We start from the raw sequence: 16214 nt of genomic DNA, 5'->3' as shown, positions 1-16214 counted from the left end.
CAGTGATACCGGAGCGGCCTTGATCCTGCCCAAGTGTTCGCTGGTGCTTGCTATGTCTCCACCTCCTCGGATGGCCTGAATTTCAGCAGACGATAGAGCCCCCTTGATGGTTTGTAGATCTCGTCAGGAAATCTCGTGACGAGTTTCCAGACGCACCCGTTGACCGTCTTGGGATGAAAACCGGGGTCCGATGCCTCAATCCGCGAGCGCAGTTCGGTAAAACGCAGACCCTCCGGGTGTTGTTCGAGCAGCTCAAACGCCTTTGCGTATATACGTTCCGTGACTTTCGAGGATCGCATTCGACCGTCCTTCCGATGGATATCTCTTCCCCACTACTCTTCCCGGATGAACAACGGCTAAACCCTGAATCCGATGGACGTCGCCGCCAGACCGTTTCAAGGCCCGCGCCCTTGAGGACGATAAATTTACTGGCTGTTAGGGACCGGCGTTAGATCGGAGGGTACAGAGATGAAGCGTTGGCCGATACTGGTGGTATCGCTGACGGCCGTGGCCGTCCTCGCCTTGCTCGCCGCCGGCTGCGGGGGCAGCGACAACGCCGCTACCGGCGGGGATTCCGGGACAGGGCAGGGGGGGCCGGTGGGTCAGGCGGAGTCTGCCGCCTGTGCCGCCAACCGCAAGATGATCTCGTCGGCGCTGCAGCAGTACGAGAACCTCGAGGGATCTCCCGCCAGGTCCATCCAGGCCCTGGTCCCCGGCTACCTGCAGAGCGTCCCCTCCTGCCCCTCCGGCGGCACGTATACGCTGCAGGGTAACAAGGTCAGCTGCAGTGTGCACGGCTCGTAAGGTCGGCCCTGGAAGCGCCGGTTTGCCATACCGTTTGGTGATCCATAGATCCGGCGCTGGTCTAACGTAATGGCGACCGGGGCCAGAACAAGCGCTGGCCAACGCCCTGCTGGAAAAGCCGGAGCGGGGCGGGAGGGCCAGCGGTTTACGGGTCGGGACGCAATCCTTGCGAAACGGCGACAGGCCAGTATGAATGCTGTTCCCGGTGCTGCCAAAGCGGCGCCCTGGGTCACAGCGCTCTCGCTATGCGTTTACCGTAATCCTCAGCCTCCTTGAGATCCTCCGCCGAGGGGACCAGGTTGACCCGGAGGGGTTCCTCGTCGACCTTGAACTTGAGCCCTTTGAGCCGCTCGGCGATGAGCTTGGGGGCCTCCCCGCTCCATCCGAATGAGCCGAAGGACGCTCCCACCTTGCCCTTGAGGTTCAGCGTCGCCAGGTGCGAGAGGAGGAACCACACCGGCTCCACGGCGTCCGCGTTGATGGTCGCCGAACCAACCGCGATGCCGTCCGCTGCCTCGATGCGGTCGATCATCATCCCCAGTTCCGTGGCTGCGGCATCCATGACCGTGGCCTTGACGCCCTCGGAGCGGGCTCCCTCGGCGATGCTCTCGGCCAGCATGGCGGTGTTGCCATAGGCGCTGGCGTAGAAGACGAGGAGCGATTTCTCGTCCGTCGGCGCCGGAACCGAACTCCACTCGCGGTATCTCTCCACGCAGCTCCAGGGATCGGCACGCAGCACCGGCCCGTGGCTGGGGCAGATCATCTTGATGTCCAGGTCCTTGATCTTGTCGATGGCTTCCAGGACGTACTTCTTGAAGGGGCGGAAGATCACCTGGTAGTAGTACTCGAAGGCGTAATGGTAATCGTCCATGAGGTCGTCGAAGAGGCGGTCATCGCTGTAGTGCGCTCCCAGGAAGTCGCACGGAAAGAGCAGGCCGTCCATTCCGAGATAGGTGAACATGGTGTCCGGCCAGTGCAGGAAGGGCGCATGGATGAAATCGAGTACCACCCCGCCACCCAGGTCGAGGGAGTCGCCGTCCTGCACAAGCATGGGGCCCACGTCCCGGTTGAGGATGTTCTTGACGAAGTTCTTGCACTGGCGGTCGCATACCACCCTGGCGTTGGGGGCATCCTCCAGCAGCCGCGCCAGGGACCCGGAATGATCGGGCTCGGTATGGTTGATGATCACATAGGAGATTTCCCCGGGGTCGACCAGGGAGCGTATATTCGCTATGAAGTCCTCGTAGAACTGCGCCTTCACCGCTTCGATCACCGCTACCTTCTCCCCCCCGGTCAGGAGATAGGAGTTATAGGTGGTGCCGTGATCGGCCTTCATGATGATGTCGAAGATACGCAGTTGAGGATCCAGGGCGCCGACCCAGTGCACTCCGTCTGAGATCTTCGCTGCAGGCATGCGCTCCCCCTAGATCTTCTCGAACATATCTTTGTCCGCGCCGCACTGGGGACATACCCAGTCGTCCGGCAGGTCCGCGAAGGGGGTGCCCGGTTCTATCCCGCCGTCGGGGTCTCCCTTGTCGGGGTCGTAGACGTAGCCGCAGATCGTGCACTCGTACTTATCCATTACCTGTTCCTCCTTCTGCTTACATGTCCTGTAACCGATCCGGTCGGGCGGTTTTACTATAATATACCCGAAACGCTTGGATTCTATCGAAAGGCCCGGCCGGGAACATGATCCCGGTCAGTCACAACAAGCCGCGACAGGGAAGGAGTCATCATCGCCGCCCTGGACAGCGAGAGCGCCGTAGCCTGGTTCTGCACCTACACGCCGCTGGAGATACTCGATGCCGCGGGGTTGGTGCCGGTGCGGCGTTATGGAGACGCGGGCTCCCTGGAGTCCGCGGATACCCTCCTCCACACCGCCATCTGCCCCTATGTGCGTGCCTGCCTGGCGGAAGGGATCCAGGGGGAGGGCCCCCACCAGGCCGTATTCGTCAACTCCTGCGACGGCATGCGCAGGCTATACGACGCCTGGAGGGACCGTTTCCCGGACGATCTCGTCTACCTCGTGGACCTCCCGCGCAATACCGGTGACGGGGCCGAACGCCTGCTGGCGGAGGAGTTCCGCCACCTCGCGCGCGCGCTGGGAGAGATGACAGGCCATGAGGTCACCGCTGTTGACCTGCGCGAGGCGGCGCTGGCGCGGGAGGAGCGGCGCCTCTCCTATCTGCGCGCCTGCGAGGGCCTGTGCGGGGAAAAACGGCTGCGCCTGGCCATGGCCTTCCACTCCCGGCTTTATACGGACATGCCTCCCTGCGGCGAGCCGGCGGGAACCGCCGGCGGCGTCCCCGTCCTGCTCTCCGGGAACCTGCTCAACCCCGCGGGGCTGGTGGCCAGCCTGGACCGCGCGGGGGCCCGGGTGGTGTGGATAGACCTCTGCAACGGCGACCGCTCCTTCGCGACGCCCACCTTGCCCCGGGGCGAGAGCCTTGATGAGTTGCTCGGCTCCCTGGCGCGCGCCTACCTGGACCGCCACCCCTGTGCCCGCATGGCGGACGCGGAGCGCCGTTATCGCACGCTGGAGGAGACGGTCGCGGCGGTGGGCGCGAAAGGAGTCGTCTACGCTTCCCTCAAGTTCTGCGATGCCTACCTCTACGATTTCCCACGCGTGCAGGAGCGGCTCGAGCGGGCGGGCATCCCGGTCCTGCGCCTGGAGAGCGATTACGCCGACGGCCACGTGGGCCAGATGCTCACCCGCGTGGAAGCCTTCCTGGAGATGCTCGAGTAACGGAGACGGAAGTCCGCACAAGGAGGACGGATGGACCTGGTCAAGACCATCAAGGAGCACTTCTCCGAGCGCCTGGAACCTTCCACCTTCCATTCCAGGTTCTTCTGGAGGACGGCCGAGAGCCTGGCCCGCTCGCCCCTGAACCGCCCGCAGTGGAAGGCCGACCGCGTCTCCCTCTCATACTTCCTGGCCATCACCAGGGACGCATACCTGGGGCGGGGGCCGGTTGTATGGTGCAACCTCTTCGTACCCAGCGAGCTGGTGCTGGGGCTGGGGTGCATCCCTTTTTACCCGGAGATGGCGACCGCGGTGGTGGCCGCGGCGGGAATGGGGCCCCGCTTCATCGACCGCGCGGCGGAAGCCGGCTTCTCCCCTGACGCCTGTTCCTTCCACCGCTGTGCCATCGGCCTGGCCCTGGAGGGCTTCATGCCCGAGCCCTCCGCGCTCCTTGCCGTCAACTACCCCTGCGACTCCGCCCCCCTCTCCTTCGCCTTCTGCGGCGAGCTGTACGGCCGGCCCCAGGTGACCGTGGACATCCCGCTGCCGGGACGCCCCGGCGGGCAGGCGCTGCTGGCGCAGCAGCTGGAAGAGACGGCCGGCCTTCTCGCGGAATGCTCCGGCTTTGGGGGCGCCGAGGTGGAGAAGGGCCTGGCGAAGGCCCTCGAGCGTTCCAACCAGGCCCTGCGTTACCTGCGCGAGGTGGAGGAGATGCGCAAGCGCGATGACTGCACCCTGTACGGCGTGGACGCCATGGGGGGCATCAGCGTCCTCTTCGCCAGCATGGGCTCACAGGCCGGCGCGGATTTCTATCGCCTACTGGCGAAGGAGTTGCGGACGCGGGGCTGTGCCGGGGGTGACTCCATCCGCCTGATGTGGATGCACATCAAGCCCTGGTTCGCCCAGGGTATCTTCAGCACCCTTGCGAAGGGAGGCGCACGCCTGGTATGCGAGGAGTACACCCACGCCACCTGGGAGGCCATGGACCCGCACGATCCCTACAACTCACTCGCCGCAAAGCTGGGCAACCACTTCCTGGTGGGACCGGTGGAAAGGAGGGCCACCCACCTCGCCTCCCTGGCGGAGGAGTACCGCGTGGACGGCGCCATCCACTACAACCACTGGGGTTGCCGCCAGAGCTGCGGCGGCGCCGCCCTGGTGAAGCAGGCGCTGCAGGAAAAGGGCGTCCCCACCCTCATCCTCGACGGCGACTGCGTGGACGAGCGGGAATACCAGGAGGGGCAGATATCCACGCGCCTGGAGGCTTTCCTGGAATCCCTGCGTTGAAGCCCTCCGCCCCAGAAGCTCCTGCTATGATATAGACGTCCGGATTCCCGTTTAGGGCATCAAGAGAGGAGGCGTCAATGGAGGCCTGGGGATGAAGACACTGGTCACGGGAGCTACGGGTTTCATCGGCGGCGCGGTGGTCAGGGAGCTTCTGAAAGACGGCGTGGACGTGCGGGTAACGGTCAGGAAAGACAGCGACACCAGGAACATCGACGGCCTGGAGGTGGAGCGGGTCTTCGGCGACACCAGGGACAGGGACTCCATGCGGGCCGCCCTCGCCGGTTGCGATACCCTCTACCACGTGGCGGCCTATTTCGCCCACTGGTCTCTGCACAAGGAACAGTTCTACCAGGTGAACGTCGAGGGCACGAAGACCGTCCTCGAAGAGGCGCTCGCCCGGGGGCTGAAGAAAGTCGTCTACACCAGCACCGCCAATACCATGGGCGCCCATGGGGCAGGCAACTACGCGAACGAGGGAGCGGAGTTCAACCAGTGGAAGACCGGCGACCACTATGCGATCTCGAAGTACCTGGCGGAGATCGAGGCCAGGAAGATCTGTGCACGAGGCCTGCCGGTGGTCACGGTCAACCCCACCCTGGTCATCGGCGTGAGAGACATCAAACCGACACCCTCCGGTGCGCTCATCGTCGATATCGCCAACCGGGACATGCCCGGATACATCGACGGGGCGACCAATATCATTGACGTCGAGGACGTGGCACGCGGGCACCTGCTCGCCGCCGCAAAGGGGAGGGTGGGCGAGAGATACATCCTGGGAAACGAGAACGTGACCGTGGGCGATCTCTTCAGGCTGGTCGCCGAGATCGCCGGGGTAAGGCCGCCGAGGCTGAAGCTCCCCTACCGGGCCGCGCTGCTCCTGGGGCACGTCTTCGAGGCCCGGTCCCGCGTTACCAGGAAGCCCCCCGTCGTCTCGGTCTCCCAGGTAAAGATCGGCAGGATGGGCGAGCATTTCGACAATTCCAAGGCCGTGAGGGAACTGGGCCTGCCGTTGACGCCACTAGAGGTTACGGTGGAGAAGACCATCAAGTGGTTCACCGACAACGGCTATATTAGGAAAAAGGGATAGATGTTACTGTTAGCATATGAAGAGAACGGGATGCCGCACGGGCGGCCTCCGACCTTCGGCGGAGGATACCGGGAGGTGCGAAAGGTGAGGAAAGCTCTTGTGCCGTTACTGCTGGGTATGGTGGCCGTATCGCTGGTGGTCTTCATCTCCGGCTGCGGCCTCAGCGCCGAGGACCAGGCTGTGCAGTACATCAACCGGGGGGACAGCTACGCCTACCGCATGGCGAGCGAGGCGGAGACGCTCAGCCTGGCACTGGAGGATTTCTTCGCCATCCTGCAAGGCCCCAACCCCGAGACCATCGTGAACCCGGGAGGGCCCCTGGACCAGTACGAGGCGGCCCTGGACGAGGTGCTTTCCAACTCCACCAGCGCACAGGCCGAATACCACGAAGTCACGAGGCTGGAAGGTGTCGAGGGAGAGGCGACATACGCCGCCATGATGACCGAGGTCGCCAGGAAGACATCGGAACTGATGGATTTCATCGACGCCTGGTTCGATAAGGCCCTGGACGTCATCAAGACCCTGGACGAGGCCAAGATCAGGTCCTATCTCACCGGTGATGAGTTCGAGGGCGGCCTCGCCGACATAGACGAGATGAGGGCGGAGATCGACGGGCTGGCCGGCGAGGCGAAGGACTACAGGCTCGAGGAGACGGATTTCTGACCGGCCTGCCTCCCCACACCCGTAAAGAAGGGAGTAGACGTTGCCGAGAAGACCACACGGTGTTCCCACGGTATGGACGCTGGCGTTGCTGCTGGCGCTCCTGGCGTTAGCGCCGCTCGGCCCGTTGTCGTGCGGCGGCGCGGGCGAGGATGCGGCGGGGGCGGCGGACGAGGCCCTGGAGGAGGGGTCCAGGCTGCCGCCGGGGATCAGCGCCGAGGACCTGGAGGGGCTGAACCTCGAGGACACGAACACGGCCGGGGAGGGCGGTAGCGAAGACGGGACAGGGTCCGGCGCCCCGGACCCCAGGTATACGGCGACCCTGTCCGGAGCACAGTTCACCGTGCTCGACGTGACCAGGAACGACTCCAACCAGAAGGTCATCGCATCTAACCAGCGCGAGGTCACGGGAGATTACCTGGAGATCGAGCTGGCGGTGGAGAACGTCGGGGAGGAAGTCGTCGACCTCTCCCAGTTCTCGTTCCGGTTGGAGAGCCCCAGTATCGTGGCGGAAGATTACCGTTCATACTACGGGGACATCGGCTACCTCGGCGAATACGTGTCCGAGCACGTCATCTCGGCCGTCCTGCTCGACTACGCCGATCTCTCGCAGGCGCTCTACAAGCTCAAGCGGAAGGAGGTCCTTGACGGGGTCTTCCTCTTCTATGACCTCAACCCCCAGAGCACCGAGGAGAACACGGGTTTCAGCGCGGATATCGCCGGTGGCAACGCCTACCTCGTCATCCATAAGGCGCGCGGCGACGACTACGGCGAAGAAGTGAAGATAGGCCTGGCCGGTCTTTCGGATTGAGCCCCGGCGAAGGAGCCGCGTCCCATGCGTTCGATCAAGAGAGGTTTCAAAAGCTTCCGGCGCCATCCCCTGGGCAACCTCATCGTGGTGCTGCTGCTCTTCGTCTGCCTGGCCTTCTCCCTCTCCATGCTGGTGGTGAAGCTGGCCGCCGACGCCCAGGTAGAGGACATCAAGGAGAACGTCGGCAACTACGGCGAGGTCCGGGTGGGTTCGGAATATATCCTGGATGTTTTCGAGCAGGAACTGGACAAGGGGGAGAGGCAACGGCAACGCGAGGCCCGCAGCATGAGCGAGGAGGAGCAGATCGCGGACAGGGCCAAGTTCCTCCTGCCGGAGGAGGTGGCTGATGCCTTCTCCCGCCAGGACCATATCATCACCTACGACAAGGTCCAGAACGCGGGGATAATCATCCTCAACGCGACCAATTCGGAGCTTGCCCCCCTGGCACCGTACGCCACCGACGAGGAACTGGCCCGCAACGGTATAGAGGGCCTGACCACGCAGACGCTGGGTAACCTGTTCGTGTTCGAGGGCAACACCAACGGCGCCTCCGCCTCCGATTTCCTCAACGGGAGCAAGAAACTCGTGGAGGGCTCCTTCTTCACCTACCGCGACTACCTTGAGGGAAACCGGGTGGCGCTGGTGGAGAAGAACATGGCCGAGGACAACGAGCTAGAGATAGGTGACAGCGTTGAGGCGGTGATCGTCGGCGGCGACCGCGGCAACCGTACCATGGACATCGAGGTCATCGGCATATACGAGACCGTCGAGGCGGAACGCGAGAGCGAGAGCATCCTCGATTACAACCCGGCCGGCAACAAGCTCTTCGCCCCCCTCCCCGTAGTGCAGGAACTCAACGGCACACCGGGATACGTCGAGCTCGGCTCGTACTACTTCGACAACGTGGACAGCACGGCATCATTGCGGGATGTTTTCTTGCAGGAGATCGCGGACGGCAACAAGTACGAGTTCCTGAGCGACTACGAGGATTACGAGAAGATATCCGAACCCCTGGAGAGGGTGGGTAAGACCTCTACAATCGGGCTTTTCGGGGCCCTGGGGGCCTGCGCTCTGATCATCCTCCTGGCCATGGCCATCATCATCAGCGGCAGGACCAGGGAGCTGGGGGTGCTCAAGGCCATCGGGGCAACGGACCGCCAGGTCGTCCTGCAGTATGCCGCCGAGGTCATATGTATCTGCCTGGTATCGGTGGTCCTGGCCACCGGTGCCACCGTCCTCATCAGCCAGAGCATCGGCGACTGGCTGATGTCCGGGAGCGAACAGAACGAGGCACCAGAGGAGGAGGCAAAGGCCTATACGGGCAATTACCTCTCCGACCGTAAGCTGTATAAGGAAGGCGGACTGTACTCGCCCACGGTCGCGGAGGACGAGCCGGTCAACCTCAACGTCATCTACCAGGGGGACCTGCTCGTCTACGGCATCCTCATCCTCTTCGGCATAAGCCTGCTGGGGATGGCGGTCCCGGTGATCTGGATAACCAGGCTCAGACCGGCACGGGTCCTGAGCATGGAATAGGAGGTGTGACCCCTTGCAGGACGTACTGCAGGTCAAGGACTTGAGCAAGACCTTCCGGGCCAGGGCGGGCGACGTCCTCGCCGTCGACGCGGTGAATTTCGAGGCCCGCAAGGGCGAGGTGACGGTGATCGTGGGACCGTCTGGCTCCGGCAAGACCACGCTGCTATACCTCATCGGCTCACTGGAGAGCCCCGATGCGGGAGAGATCCGGGTCTTCGGAGAAGACGTCGCGTCCGCCGGTGCCGATCTCATCGCCTACCGCAGGAAACGGGTGGGATTCGTCTTCCAGTTCTTCAACCTCATCTCCGCCCTGACTGCCCTGGAGAACGTAATGCTGCCCATGGACCTGCAGACCGTTCCCGCCCGGGAGCAGCGCGATACCGCCGTAAGGCTTCTGGAAAGGATGGGAATAGACGCGAGGCTGCAGAAGGCGAAGGCCAACAAGATGAGCGGCGGAGAGAAGCAGCGGGTCGCCATCGCCAGGGCCATGGCCAACGACCCGGATATCATCCTGGCCGATGAACCCACGGGCAACCTGGACAGCGCTACCGGGCGCATGGTCGTCGACATCCTGGTCAAGCTGGCGCGAGACGACGGTAAATGCGTAATGATCGTCACCCACGACGAGGACATCCTCGAGGTGGCCGACCGCGCGTTCCGAATGATGGACGGGAAGCTCGATCCCTTCAACCGCGGCGCGTCCATACCATCATGACCGGAGCGATACCTCCCCGTCTATCTCGCCGCGGGTACTCGCACGTATAATCCGGAAAGAAGGATAGTTAACCGTTTCTTAACGGTTCCTTTACACTCGTATCCGATGATGGAAGCAGGAGGTAGAGAATGAGACCGCTGGAGCCGCCGCCGGAGATCAAGGCAATGGCCGGAACGGGCGAGGCCGGGGTGAAGACGGAACCCGCCCGGGAGGTGGCCTACCTGGTTCACAAAGGGCCGTACTCCGGAGTGCAGGATTCCCAGGTGCAGCTGATGCGCTGGATCGGGGACAACGGCTACGAACTCATGGGCCCGGGGATCGCCGTCTTCCACAATGACCCCATCCTGGTCCGCTCGGAGGACGACCTCGTCACCGAGCTGCAGTTCCCGGTGCGCAAGAAGTAGGCGCGCCAGGTCCCGCGCGGCATATGTCTTCAGCGAAGGGGCAGCAAGGAGGAGCCGACATGATCGCAAGGACCGCTTTCATCTTCCTGGCGACCGTCCTCACGCTCATCGTCGCCATGGGATGCGGAAAGACCTGGCAGGAGATGCCGGACGCTACAGAGGACGAGGCCGGCTCCGGGACGGAGGTCCCGGAGGAGTACGCAAGCCTCTACGGGGAGCTGGAGACGAAGCTCGGTGAACTCGACACCTACCTCGAAGGGAGATCCGGCGGAGAGAACGGCAGTACGGTCTTCAGCGTGGAACTTGTCGCCGCCAACTCCAACCGCGGCGAGGAACTCTTCCGCGAGGGGACCATCTATGCCATCCAAGCCACCCTGGACAGCCTGAAGGAACTGGGGGTCGGAGGCATCACCCTGAGCGTGCAGTATCCCGTCCTCAACCCCGACTTTCCCCGCTCCTCCGAGTACCTGGGTTTCTACCGCCAGGTGGCCGCCGAGGTGCGCTCCCGCGGCCTCGCCCTCATCGTGGAGACCACCACGGTCTTCCCCCAGCCGGAGGTGTCACCCCTGGGGGTGGACTACAGCGGGCTGACCCTGGAGGAGTACATGCGCGAGAAGCGCGCCATGACCGAGACCGTACTGCGAGAGCTGCGCCCCGATTACCTCACGGTGGAGAACGAGCCCATGACCCAGCAGTCCAACACCGGTCTCGCTTTCACCGTCGCCAACCAGACGCAGATCGTCAACCATATCCTGGCCGGGCTGGACCGCGCGGGAACGAGGATCGGGGCCGGAGCGGGAAGCTGGGACGACCTCGCCTACTTCGAGAGCCTGGCGGCAAACACCACCGTCGACTACCTCGATATCCACTTTTATCCCATCCAGGGGGACGCGATCCTCGACCGCGCCGAACAGGTCTCCGCCATAGCGCGCACCCACGGCAAGGAGCTGGCCTCGGCTGAATCATGGCTCTACAAGATATCGGGCGAGGAGCTGTCGAGGTCGGAGACGGTGGCCACGGCCATCGATACCTTCGCGCGGGACGGATACAGCTTCTGGGCACCGTTGGACCAGGCTTACCTGGAGGTGATGGTGGAGCTCGCGCGATACCTCGATTTCGCTTTCCTGTCCCCCTTCTGGATGCAGTACCTCTACGGCTACGTGGAATACAGCGCTCTGACCGAGGACATGACCTACGGCGAGCTGCAGCGGGCCTCGGGGCAGAACGCCTGGATAAGTATCCGGTCGGGCGTGCTCTCCCCCACCGGCGAGACCTACAAGGAACTAATCTACCCGCGGTAGCATGGTCCGGACGCGGCGATGTCCGCGTTACAGGTTGCCAAGTATGAAGTCGATTAGCGGCCCCACGACCCCGTTCTCCCGGCGCTGCGAGGTGTTGGCGGAGGCGGTGAGCACATCCATGTGGTTATAACCCTCCAGGAGGAGCCGCTCGCAGTTCGGCGGCGGTTCGCCCAGGTCACCCATCATCCCCTGCGCCGCGATGAACTCGATCTTGGGCATGGCCTCGAGCTGGTCGCCGTGGATATAGTTGAGACCGTACTCCGGGCCGTAGCCGAAGACAGCGGCCATCTGGTCGGCGATGAGCCGGGTCGAGAAATACCATTCCGTGAGGTTGGTCGGCCCCCGGTAGAGCGCGCGAGCCACGTCCTGGATGTCCGCCACCTCGTTGTTGGCGGTGGTGTAGGTTAGCTGCCCCTTAGTGTCCTGGAAGAGGGGATCGGCCGCATCGCCCACCTCGTCGAAGTTTACCCAGTGATAGAGCGGCCCCTGGCCCAGCCCGAAAGCGGAAGGTCCGGCGTCGTTGGCGATGAAGTAGGGGCCGCTGCCGAAGAAGCCCCCGAGCAGGTCCCCCAGCACGGGGATGCCCGCCAAGGATTCCGACATCGGGAAGTCCTTCTTCACCACGGCTCCCCCGCCCAGGAAACCCATGCTGTTCTGGATCATGCCCACGGGAGCGAAGGAGTCGTCGAAGACCGCCCCCAGCATGGCCTCGTTGGTGAAACGGAAGTCGGTCACCTGGGGCGTGCCGTCCATAAAGGTCTGCAGGTCACGGGAGAACATGAAGCGCAATAGCATGCGCATGGATTCCGAGAAGGGCACATCGTCTATGACCGTGCACTCCGCGTCGGGAGCGAAATCGGCCAGGATGGCGATGGCCTCCAGCAGGGACATGGCCTCGGCGTCCAGCATGGGCATGGGCAGGATACGGTTGGCGTTGGGGTCGGAGCGCAGGCTCGCGAGCAGGGTGGCGTACATGCCCTCGGTCATATCGGGGGTGATCAGGCCTTCGGGAAGAGCGCCCAGGAAGAGGTCCATGAAACCGCTGACCGAGGAGACTAGGGTGTCGAAGCCGAAGAGCCCGGCGCAGTTGTTGTAGCCGGCGTCTTCCGTGGTGGCGGGGTCCCCGTCCAGGTCCCATCCCGCGAACATGGAGGTCATGAGGCCGCCCATGGAATGGCCCCCCACGAATACCTTGCTCTTGCGCGCGGCGGCGTCGGGCACCATGGTCTGGATCACCGTGAAGACGTCCTCGGTGTCCAGTTGCAGGCCGAACTCGGAGAGGAAGGGGAGGTCCGCGTCCTTGTACCAGCCCTCGAAGGTACGCCCGTTCAGCTCTTGGCCGAGATAGTAGTAGTCTATGGCCAGCTGCGCGGCCTCGGCGGCGGAGATGTCGCCCGCCTCCAGGCCTGCCTCGATATAGTTTGCGGCGGAGAGGTCCTCGAGGCGGTTGTTACGGCGCTCCACCGCCCACACCTCGAAGTCGGCGCCCCGCTGCGTCTTGGCCTGGTACACGAACTGCCTGGCGAGGTACTCGAAGCCGTTGGCCCCCTCCAGCACCCCCGGTAGCATGACCAGCATGGCTTCGGTGTTGGCGACGTCAACGCCCTGCGCGTCCGCGGGGTCCAGGGTGGAGCCGTCGGCCGGCCGGAAGCGGAGGAAGTGTATCTCATCGCAGACGTCCGGGGCGCCCCAGGCTTCGGGGAGGGGTGCGGAGATCACCCTCTCCTCCATGACCACCACCGCGTCGACTTCCTCTTGGCTATAGTCGCGCGGCACCGGCGCGTGCGCCGCCTCCGGGACAGGGCCTCCGGGCTGGTAGCAGCCCGCCAGGATGATCAGAAACATGAGACTGAACAGACTGATTGCGGTAACGTACTTGCGCACCTTGATCCCCCCTCTTACCGGCATTTTGCACCATACTTCCGAGCTGAAGGCGCTTGCGCCCTATCTTAACAGACTTCCCCAGGTGAAAGCCCTTTCAGGAAAAAGTTGATTGAAGCTTCATTCAATATGTTATCATTGGGTCATGGACAAGGCAAGCAGGAAACGCGCGGAGATCATCGAAGCGGCGTACAAGGTGATCTGCGAAAAGGGCTATCACGCCACTCGCATCGAGGATATCGCAGCGGAGACCGGCATGGCCCAGGGCCTCTTCTACCACTATTTCCGTAATAAACTGGACATCATCACACAGATACTCGACGAGGTCATCCGCGGAATCACCCAGGGGATCGCCGCCGACGCTCCGGCCGCCAGCAACACGCTCGAGGAGTACGAGGCGCAGCTGAGGCGAGCGGTGGACAAGCTTTTCGACCGTTTCGTTGAGGACCCTCTTCTATCCAGGCTGCTCTTCTACGAAGCGCTGGGCATCGACGAGGAGATAAACCATAAGCTACAGGCCGCCTTCGACCTCTTTGGCGACTATTCCGCATCTTACATGAGGAACGGCATCCAGAAGGGCTTCCTCCGCCCCGACATGCGCATCAAAGAGACGGCCTTCGCCTTCAATGCGGTCGTTTTCGAGGGCGCGCGCCGCATATCGCTTTCCGGGAACAAAGAGCAGACGAGGAGGCACTGGACGAATGCCATCGTCGACCTCATGATCCGGGGCACGGCGGGACCGGGGCTCCTGCCCCGGTAGACCTAGCCATAGCGTAGCATGTTATTATTTAGTGACTTGCTATTAACCGGGGTATTTCAGGAGGTATGGTCATGGCTCTGTGGATCGCCATCGGAATCGTCGTACTGCTGGCGCTCATCGTGCTGCCCTCGCTGCGGCGCATCGGCCCCACCCAGGTGGGACTGGTCACCAAGCGCTTCTCTTTCAAGAAGCTCTCGGAGGACAACCCCATCGCCTTCGACGGGGAGGCCGGGTACCAGGCGGAGCTGCTCATGCCCGGACTGCGCTTCAAGTTCTGGGTCATCTTCAAGGTGGATAAGTTCCCTTGGGTGCAGGTGCCGGCGGGCGAGATCGGGGTGGTGATATCCCAGGTGGGCGCCCCGCTCCCCATCGGGGCGAAGTCGGCGGTGTACAAGAAGGAGTTCGGAAACTACACCGACCTGGACCTCTTCATCGCCAACGGCGGCCAGAAGGGCGTGCAGCGCCCGGTGCTGCCGCCCGGCACCATGATCCCCATCCACCCCGTGGGCTTCCTGGTCATCACCAAGAACCAGGTCTACGGCCTGCCCGTTTCCCCGGAGCTGAAGGAGCTGGCGGACCAGGACGGCAGGCTGTACCCGTCCTCCTTCGGCCTCTTGGACAGCCACCTGGACCTGGTGCGCATCTCGCCCCAGCCCAGCGCCGACGGCCAGCACCTCATCGACATGGTGGGCATCGTCACCACCTACGAGGGCGACCCCCTGCCGTCGGGAGCCATCGCCAACCGCCTGGGCGAGTTCGACGACATCATGGAGCTGGAGAGCCAGGGCGTGGGCGACCTCGAGCTCATCGAGCTGCTCATGGGCAGCAAGAACGACCTGCACAACAACTACCAGGACTTCCAGGCCTTCCTGGACAACGGCGGCAAGATCGGCCTCCAGCACGACCCCCTGCTCTACGGGGCCTACGCCCTCAACCCCTTCCTGGTGGGGGTAGAGCTGGTGCCCATGCTGGTGGTGGAGCAGGGGCAGGTCGCGGCCATCAAGGCCTACGTGGGCCTCTCCACCGTCGATACCTCCGGGGTGGAGTTCAAGTTCGGCTCCCTGGTGCGCCCGGGACACCGCGGCATCTGGCAGGAGCCCCTGCGCACCGGCAAGTACCCCATCAACCCCCGCGTCTACCAGGCGGAGATCGTGCCCACCGCCATCCTCACCCTCAACTGGGCGGAGGCCACCTCCGAGGCCCATAACCTCGACCGCCAGCTCCGGCAGATCGTGGCCAAGTCCAGGGAGGGGTTCGTCTTCGCCATCGACCTGCAGGTGCAGATCCATGTCCCGGACACCAAGGGGCCCAAGGTCATCTCCATGGTGGGGACCATGCAGAACCTGGTGAACGAGGTGCTGCAGGCGGCGGTGGGAAACCACTTCCGCGACAAGCTGCAGTCCATGCAGGCGGTGCAGTTCATCGAGACCCGCCAGCAGGTGCAGGAGGAGGCCTTTACCCATATCCGAGATAAGCTGGACGACTACCAGGTGGAGACCAGGGGGGTCTACATCCAGGATGTCGTCTTCCCGCCCGACCTGGTACGCGTGCTCACCGAGCGGGAGATCGCCCGCCAGGAGATCGAGACCTTCCAGAAGCAGAAGGACGCCCAGACGCAGCGCATCGAGACCGAGCAGGCCAAGGGCACCGCGGACATGCAGGCCGAGCTGGCCAAGTCCAAGGTAGGGGTGGACATCAAGACCAACAACGCCAATGCGCGCAAGGCCGAGGCCGATGGCGAGGCCTTCTACATCAGCGAAACCGGGGCCGCCAAGGGAGCGGAGGTGGAGGCGGTCGGCATGGCCCGCGCCAAGGCCTATAAGGCGCAGGTCGCCGCCTTGGGCCAGGGGCCCACGGCCCTAGTCAACTCCGTCGACGCCCTCTCCAAGAGCGGCGTCTCCTTCGTGCCCCAGATCCTGGTGGCGGGGGGAGGGAACGGGGGCATTTTGGAGGCCCTGGCCGCTCAGGTCATGGGCAGCATCTCCCGGCAAGCGACCGTGCCGGTGCCGGCAGGCGGCGCGGTCACGGAGGAGTCGGGGCGGGAGCCCGGGGAGGAGCCTCCTTCCGGGACCGTGCCGGTCCCTCCTCCACCCGATTAGGGTCACCTTTAAAGACCCAAGTCAAGGGTAAGCCTCTCCATGCCCCTTTCGGAAGGGGTTGCTGAAAACTATTAGCTTGGGAGGACGCCTCCGAACGGGCACCTTGCCCCTTTCGCCTTAGCGGAT

Annotated in this window: 16 protein-coding genes; 12 read left to right on the top strand and 4 right to left on the bottom strand. The window is 63.6% G+C overall.

Annotation, left to right across the window (positions count from 1 at the left end; all coding sequences use genetic code 11):
• Positions 1–50: 50 nt before the first annotated feature.
• On the bottom strand, positions 51–299 hold the full coding sequence (locus tag AB1384_09360; GenBank protein ID MEW6554480.1) for a hypothetical protein: 249 nt from the start codon (positions 297–299) through the stop codon (positions 51–53).
• A gap of 169 nt (positions 300–468) precedes the next feature.
• Between AB1384_09360 and AB1384_09355 the strand changes: the two genes are divergently transcribed.
• Complete coding sequence (locus AB1384_09355) at positions 469–804, top strand: hypothetical protein (GenBank protein MEW6554479.1); 336 nt, start codon at positions 469–471, stop codon at positions 802–804.
• Between the two features lie 229 nt (positions 805–1033).
• Here the strand turns inward: AB1384_09355 and AB1384_09350 are convergent, their stop codons facing one another.
• Entirely contained in the window at positions 1034–2218 is a 1185-nt protein-coding gene (locus AB1384_09350; protein MEW6554478.1) for an FprA family A-type flavoprotein, read from the bottom strand.
• A 9-nt stretch (positions 2219–2227) separates the two neighbouring features.
• Complete coding sequence (gene rd / locus AB1384_09345; protein ID MEW6554477.1) at positions 2228–2386, bottom strand: rubredoxin; 159 nt, start codon at positions 2384–2386, stop codon at positions 2228–2230.
• Positions 2387–2536: 150 nt separating this feature from the next.
• Here rd and AB1384_09340 point away from each other — a divergent pair, with 150 nt between their 5' ends.
• The 9 genes from AB1384_09340 (at position 2537) to AB1384_09300 (ending at position 11348) form a co-directional block, all read left to right on the top strand.
• Positions 2537–3550 carry a 2-hydroxyacyl-CoA dehydratase family protein gene (locus AB1384_09340; GenBank protein MEW6554476.1) on the top strand — a complete coding sequence of 338 codons (1014 nt, stop codon included), beginning with the start codon at positions 2537–2539 and terminating at the stop codon, positions 3548–3550.
• Between the two features lie 30 nt (positions 3551–3580).
• The gene (locus tag AB1384_09335; protein MEW6554475.1) at positions 3581–4834 is read left to right on the top strand and encodes a 2-hydroxyacyl-CoA dehydratase family protein; all 1254 of its coding nucleotides are present in this window, start codon (positions 3581–3583) and stop codon (positions 4832–4834) included.
• 91 nt (positions 4835–4925) lie between these two features.
• Positions 4926–5921, top strand: coding sequence for a hopanoid-associated sugar epimerase (gene hpnA, locus AB1384_09330; protein MEW6554474.1), 996 nt, complete (start codon positions 4926–4928; stop codon positions 5919–5921).
• 84 nt (positions 5922–6005) lie between these two features.
• The gene (locus AB1384_09325) at positions 6006–6584 is read left to right on the top strand and encodes a hypothetical protein (protein ID MEW6554473.1); all 579 of its coding nucleotides are present in this window, start codon (positions 6006–6008) and stop codon (positions 6582–6584) included.
• A 40-nt stretch (positions 6585–6624) separates the two neighbouring features.
• A complete protein-coding gene (locus AB1384_09320) occupies positions 6625–7392 on the top strand; it encodes a hypothetical protein (protein ID MEW6554472.1) in 768 nt (255 codons plus the stop codon).
• A 24-nt stretch (positions 7393–7416) separates the two neighbouring features.
• Positions 7417–8928, top strand: a complete 1512-nt coding sequence (locus AB1384_09315) for an ABC transporter permease (protein ID MEW6554471.1) — start codon at positions 7417–7419, stop codon at positions 8926–8928.
• A 13-nt stretch (positions 8929–8941) separates the two neighbouring features.
• Positions 8942–9643, top strand: a complete 702-nt coding sequence (locus tag AB1384_09310; GenBank protein MEW6554470.1) for an ABC transporter ATP-binding protein — start codon at positions 8942–8944, stop codon at positions 9641–9643.
• Between the two features lie 128 nt (positions 9644–9771).
• A complete protein-coding gene (locus AB1384_09305; GenBank protein ID MEW6554469.1) occupies positions 9772–10047 on the top strand; it encodes a GyrI-like domain-containing protein in 276 nt (91 codons plus the stop codon).
• Between the two features lie 59 nt (positions 10048–10106).
• Complete coding sequence (locus AB1384_09300) at positions 10107–11348, top strand: hypothetical protein (GenBank protein ID MEW6554468.1); 1242 nt, start codon at positions 10107–10109, stop codon at positions 11346–11348.
• Between the two features lie 27 nt (positions 11349–11375).
• Here the strand turns inward: AB1384_09300 and AB1384_09295 are convergent, their stop codons facing one another.
• Positions 11376–13232 carry a hypothetical protein gene (locus AB1384_09295; protein ID MEW6554467.1) on the bottom strand — a complete coding sequence of 619 codons (1857 nt, stop codon included), beginning with the start codon at positions 13230–13232 and terminating at the stop codon, positions 11376–11378.
• 142 nt (positions 13233–13374) lie between these two features.
• Here AB1384_09295 and AB1384_09290 point away from each other — a divergent pair, with 142 nt between their 5' ends.
• Together AB1384_09290 and AB1384_09285 are read left to right on the top strand one after the other, a co-directional pair.
• Positions 13375–13989, top strand: a complete 615-nt coding sequence (locus tag AB1384_09290; protein MEW6554466.1) for a TetR/AcrR family transcriptional regulator — start codon at positions 13375–13377, stop codon at positions 13987–13989.
• A gap of 71 nt (positions 13990–14060) precedes the next feature.
• The gene (locus tag AB1384_09285) at positions 14061–16088 is read left to right on the top strand and encodes an SPFH domain-containing protein (protein ID MEW6554465.1); all 2028 of its coding nucleotides are present in this window, start codon (positions 14061–14063) and stop codon (positions 16086–16088) included.
• Positions 16089–16214 lie beyond the last annotated feature (126 nt).

This window comes from Actinomycetota bacterium (genome assembly GCA_040757835.1).
Classification (GTDB): domain Bacteria; phylum Actinomycetota; class Geothermincolia; order Geothermincolales; family RBG-13-55-18; genus SURF-21.
Note: the sequence above shows the minus strand (reverse complement) of the source record. Positions and strands in the feature narration are given on the sequence as shown.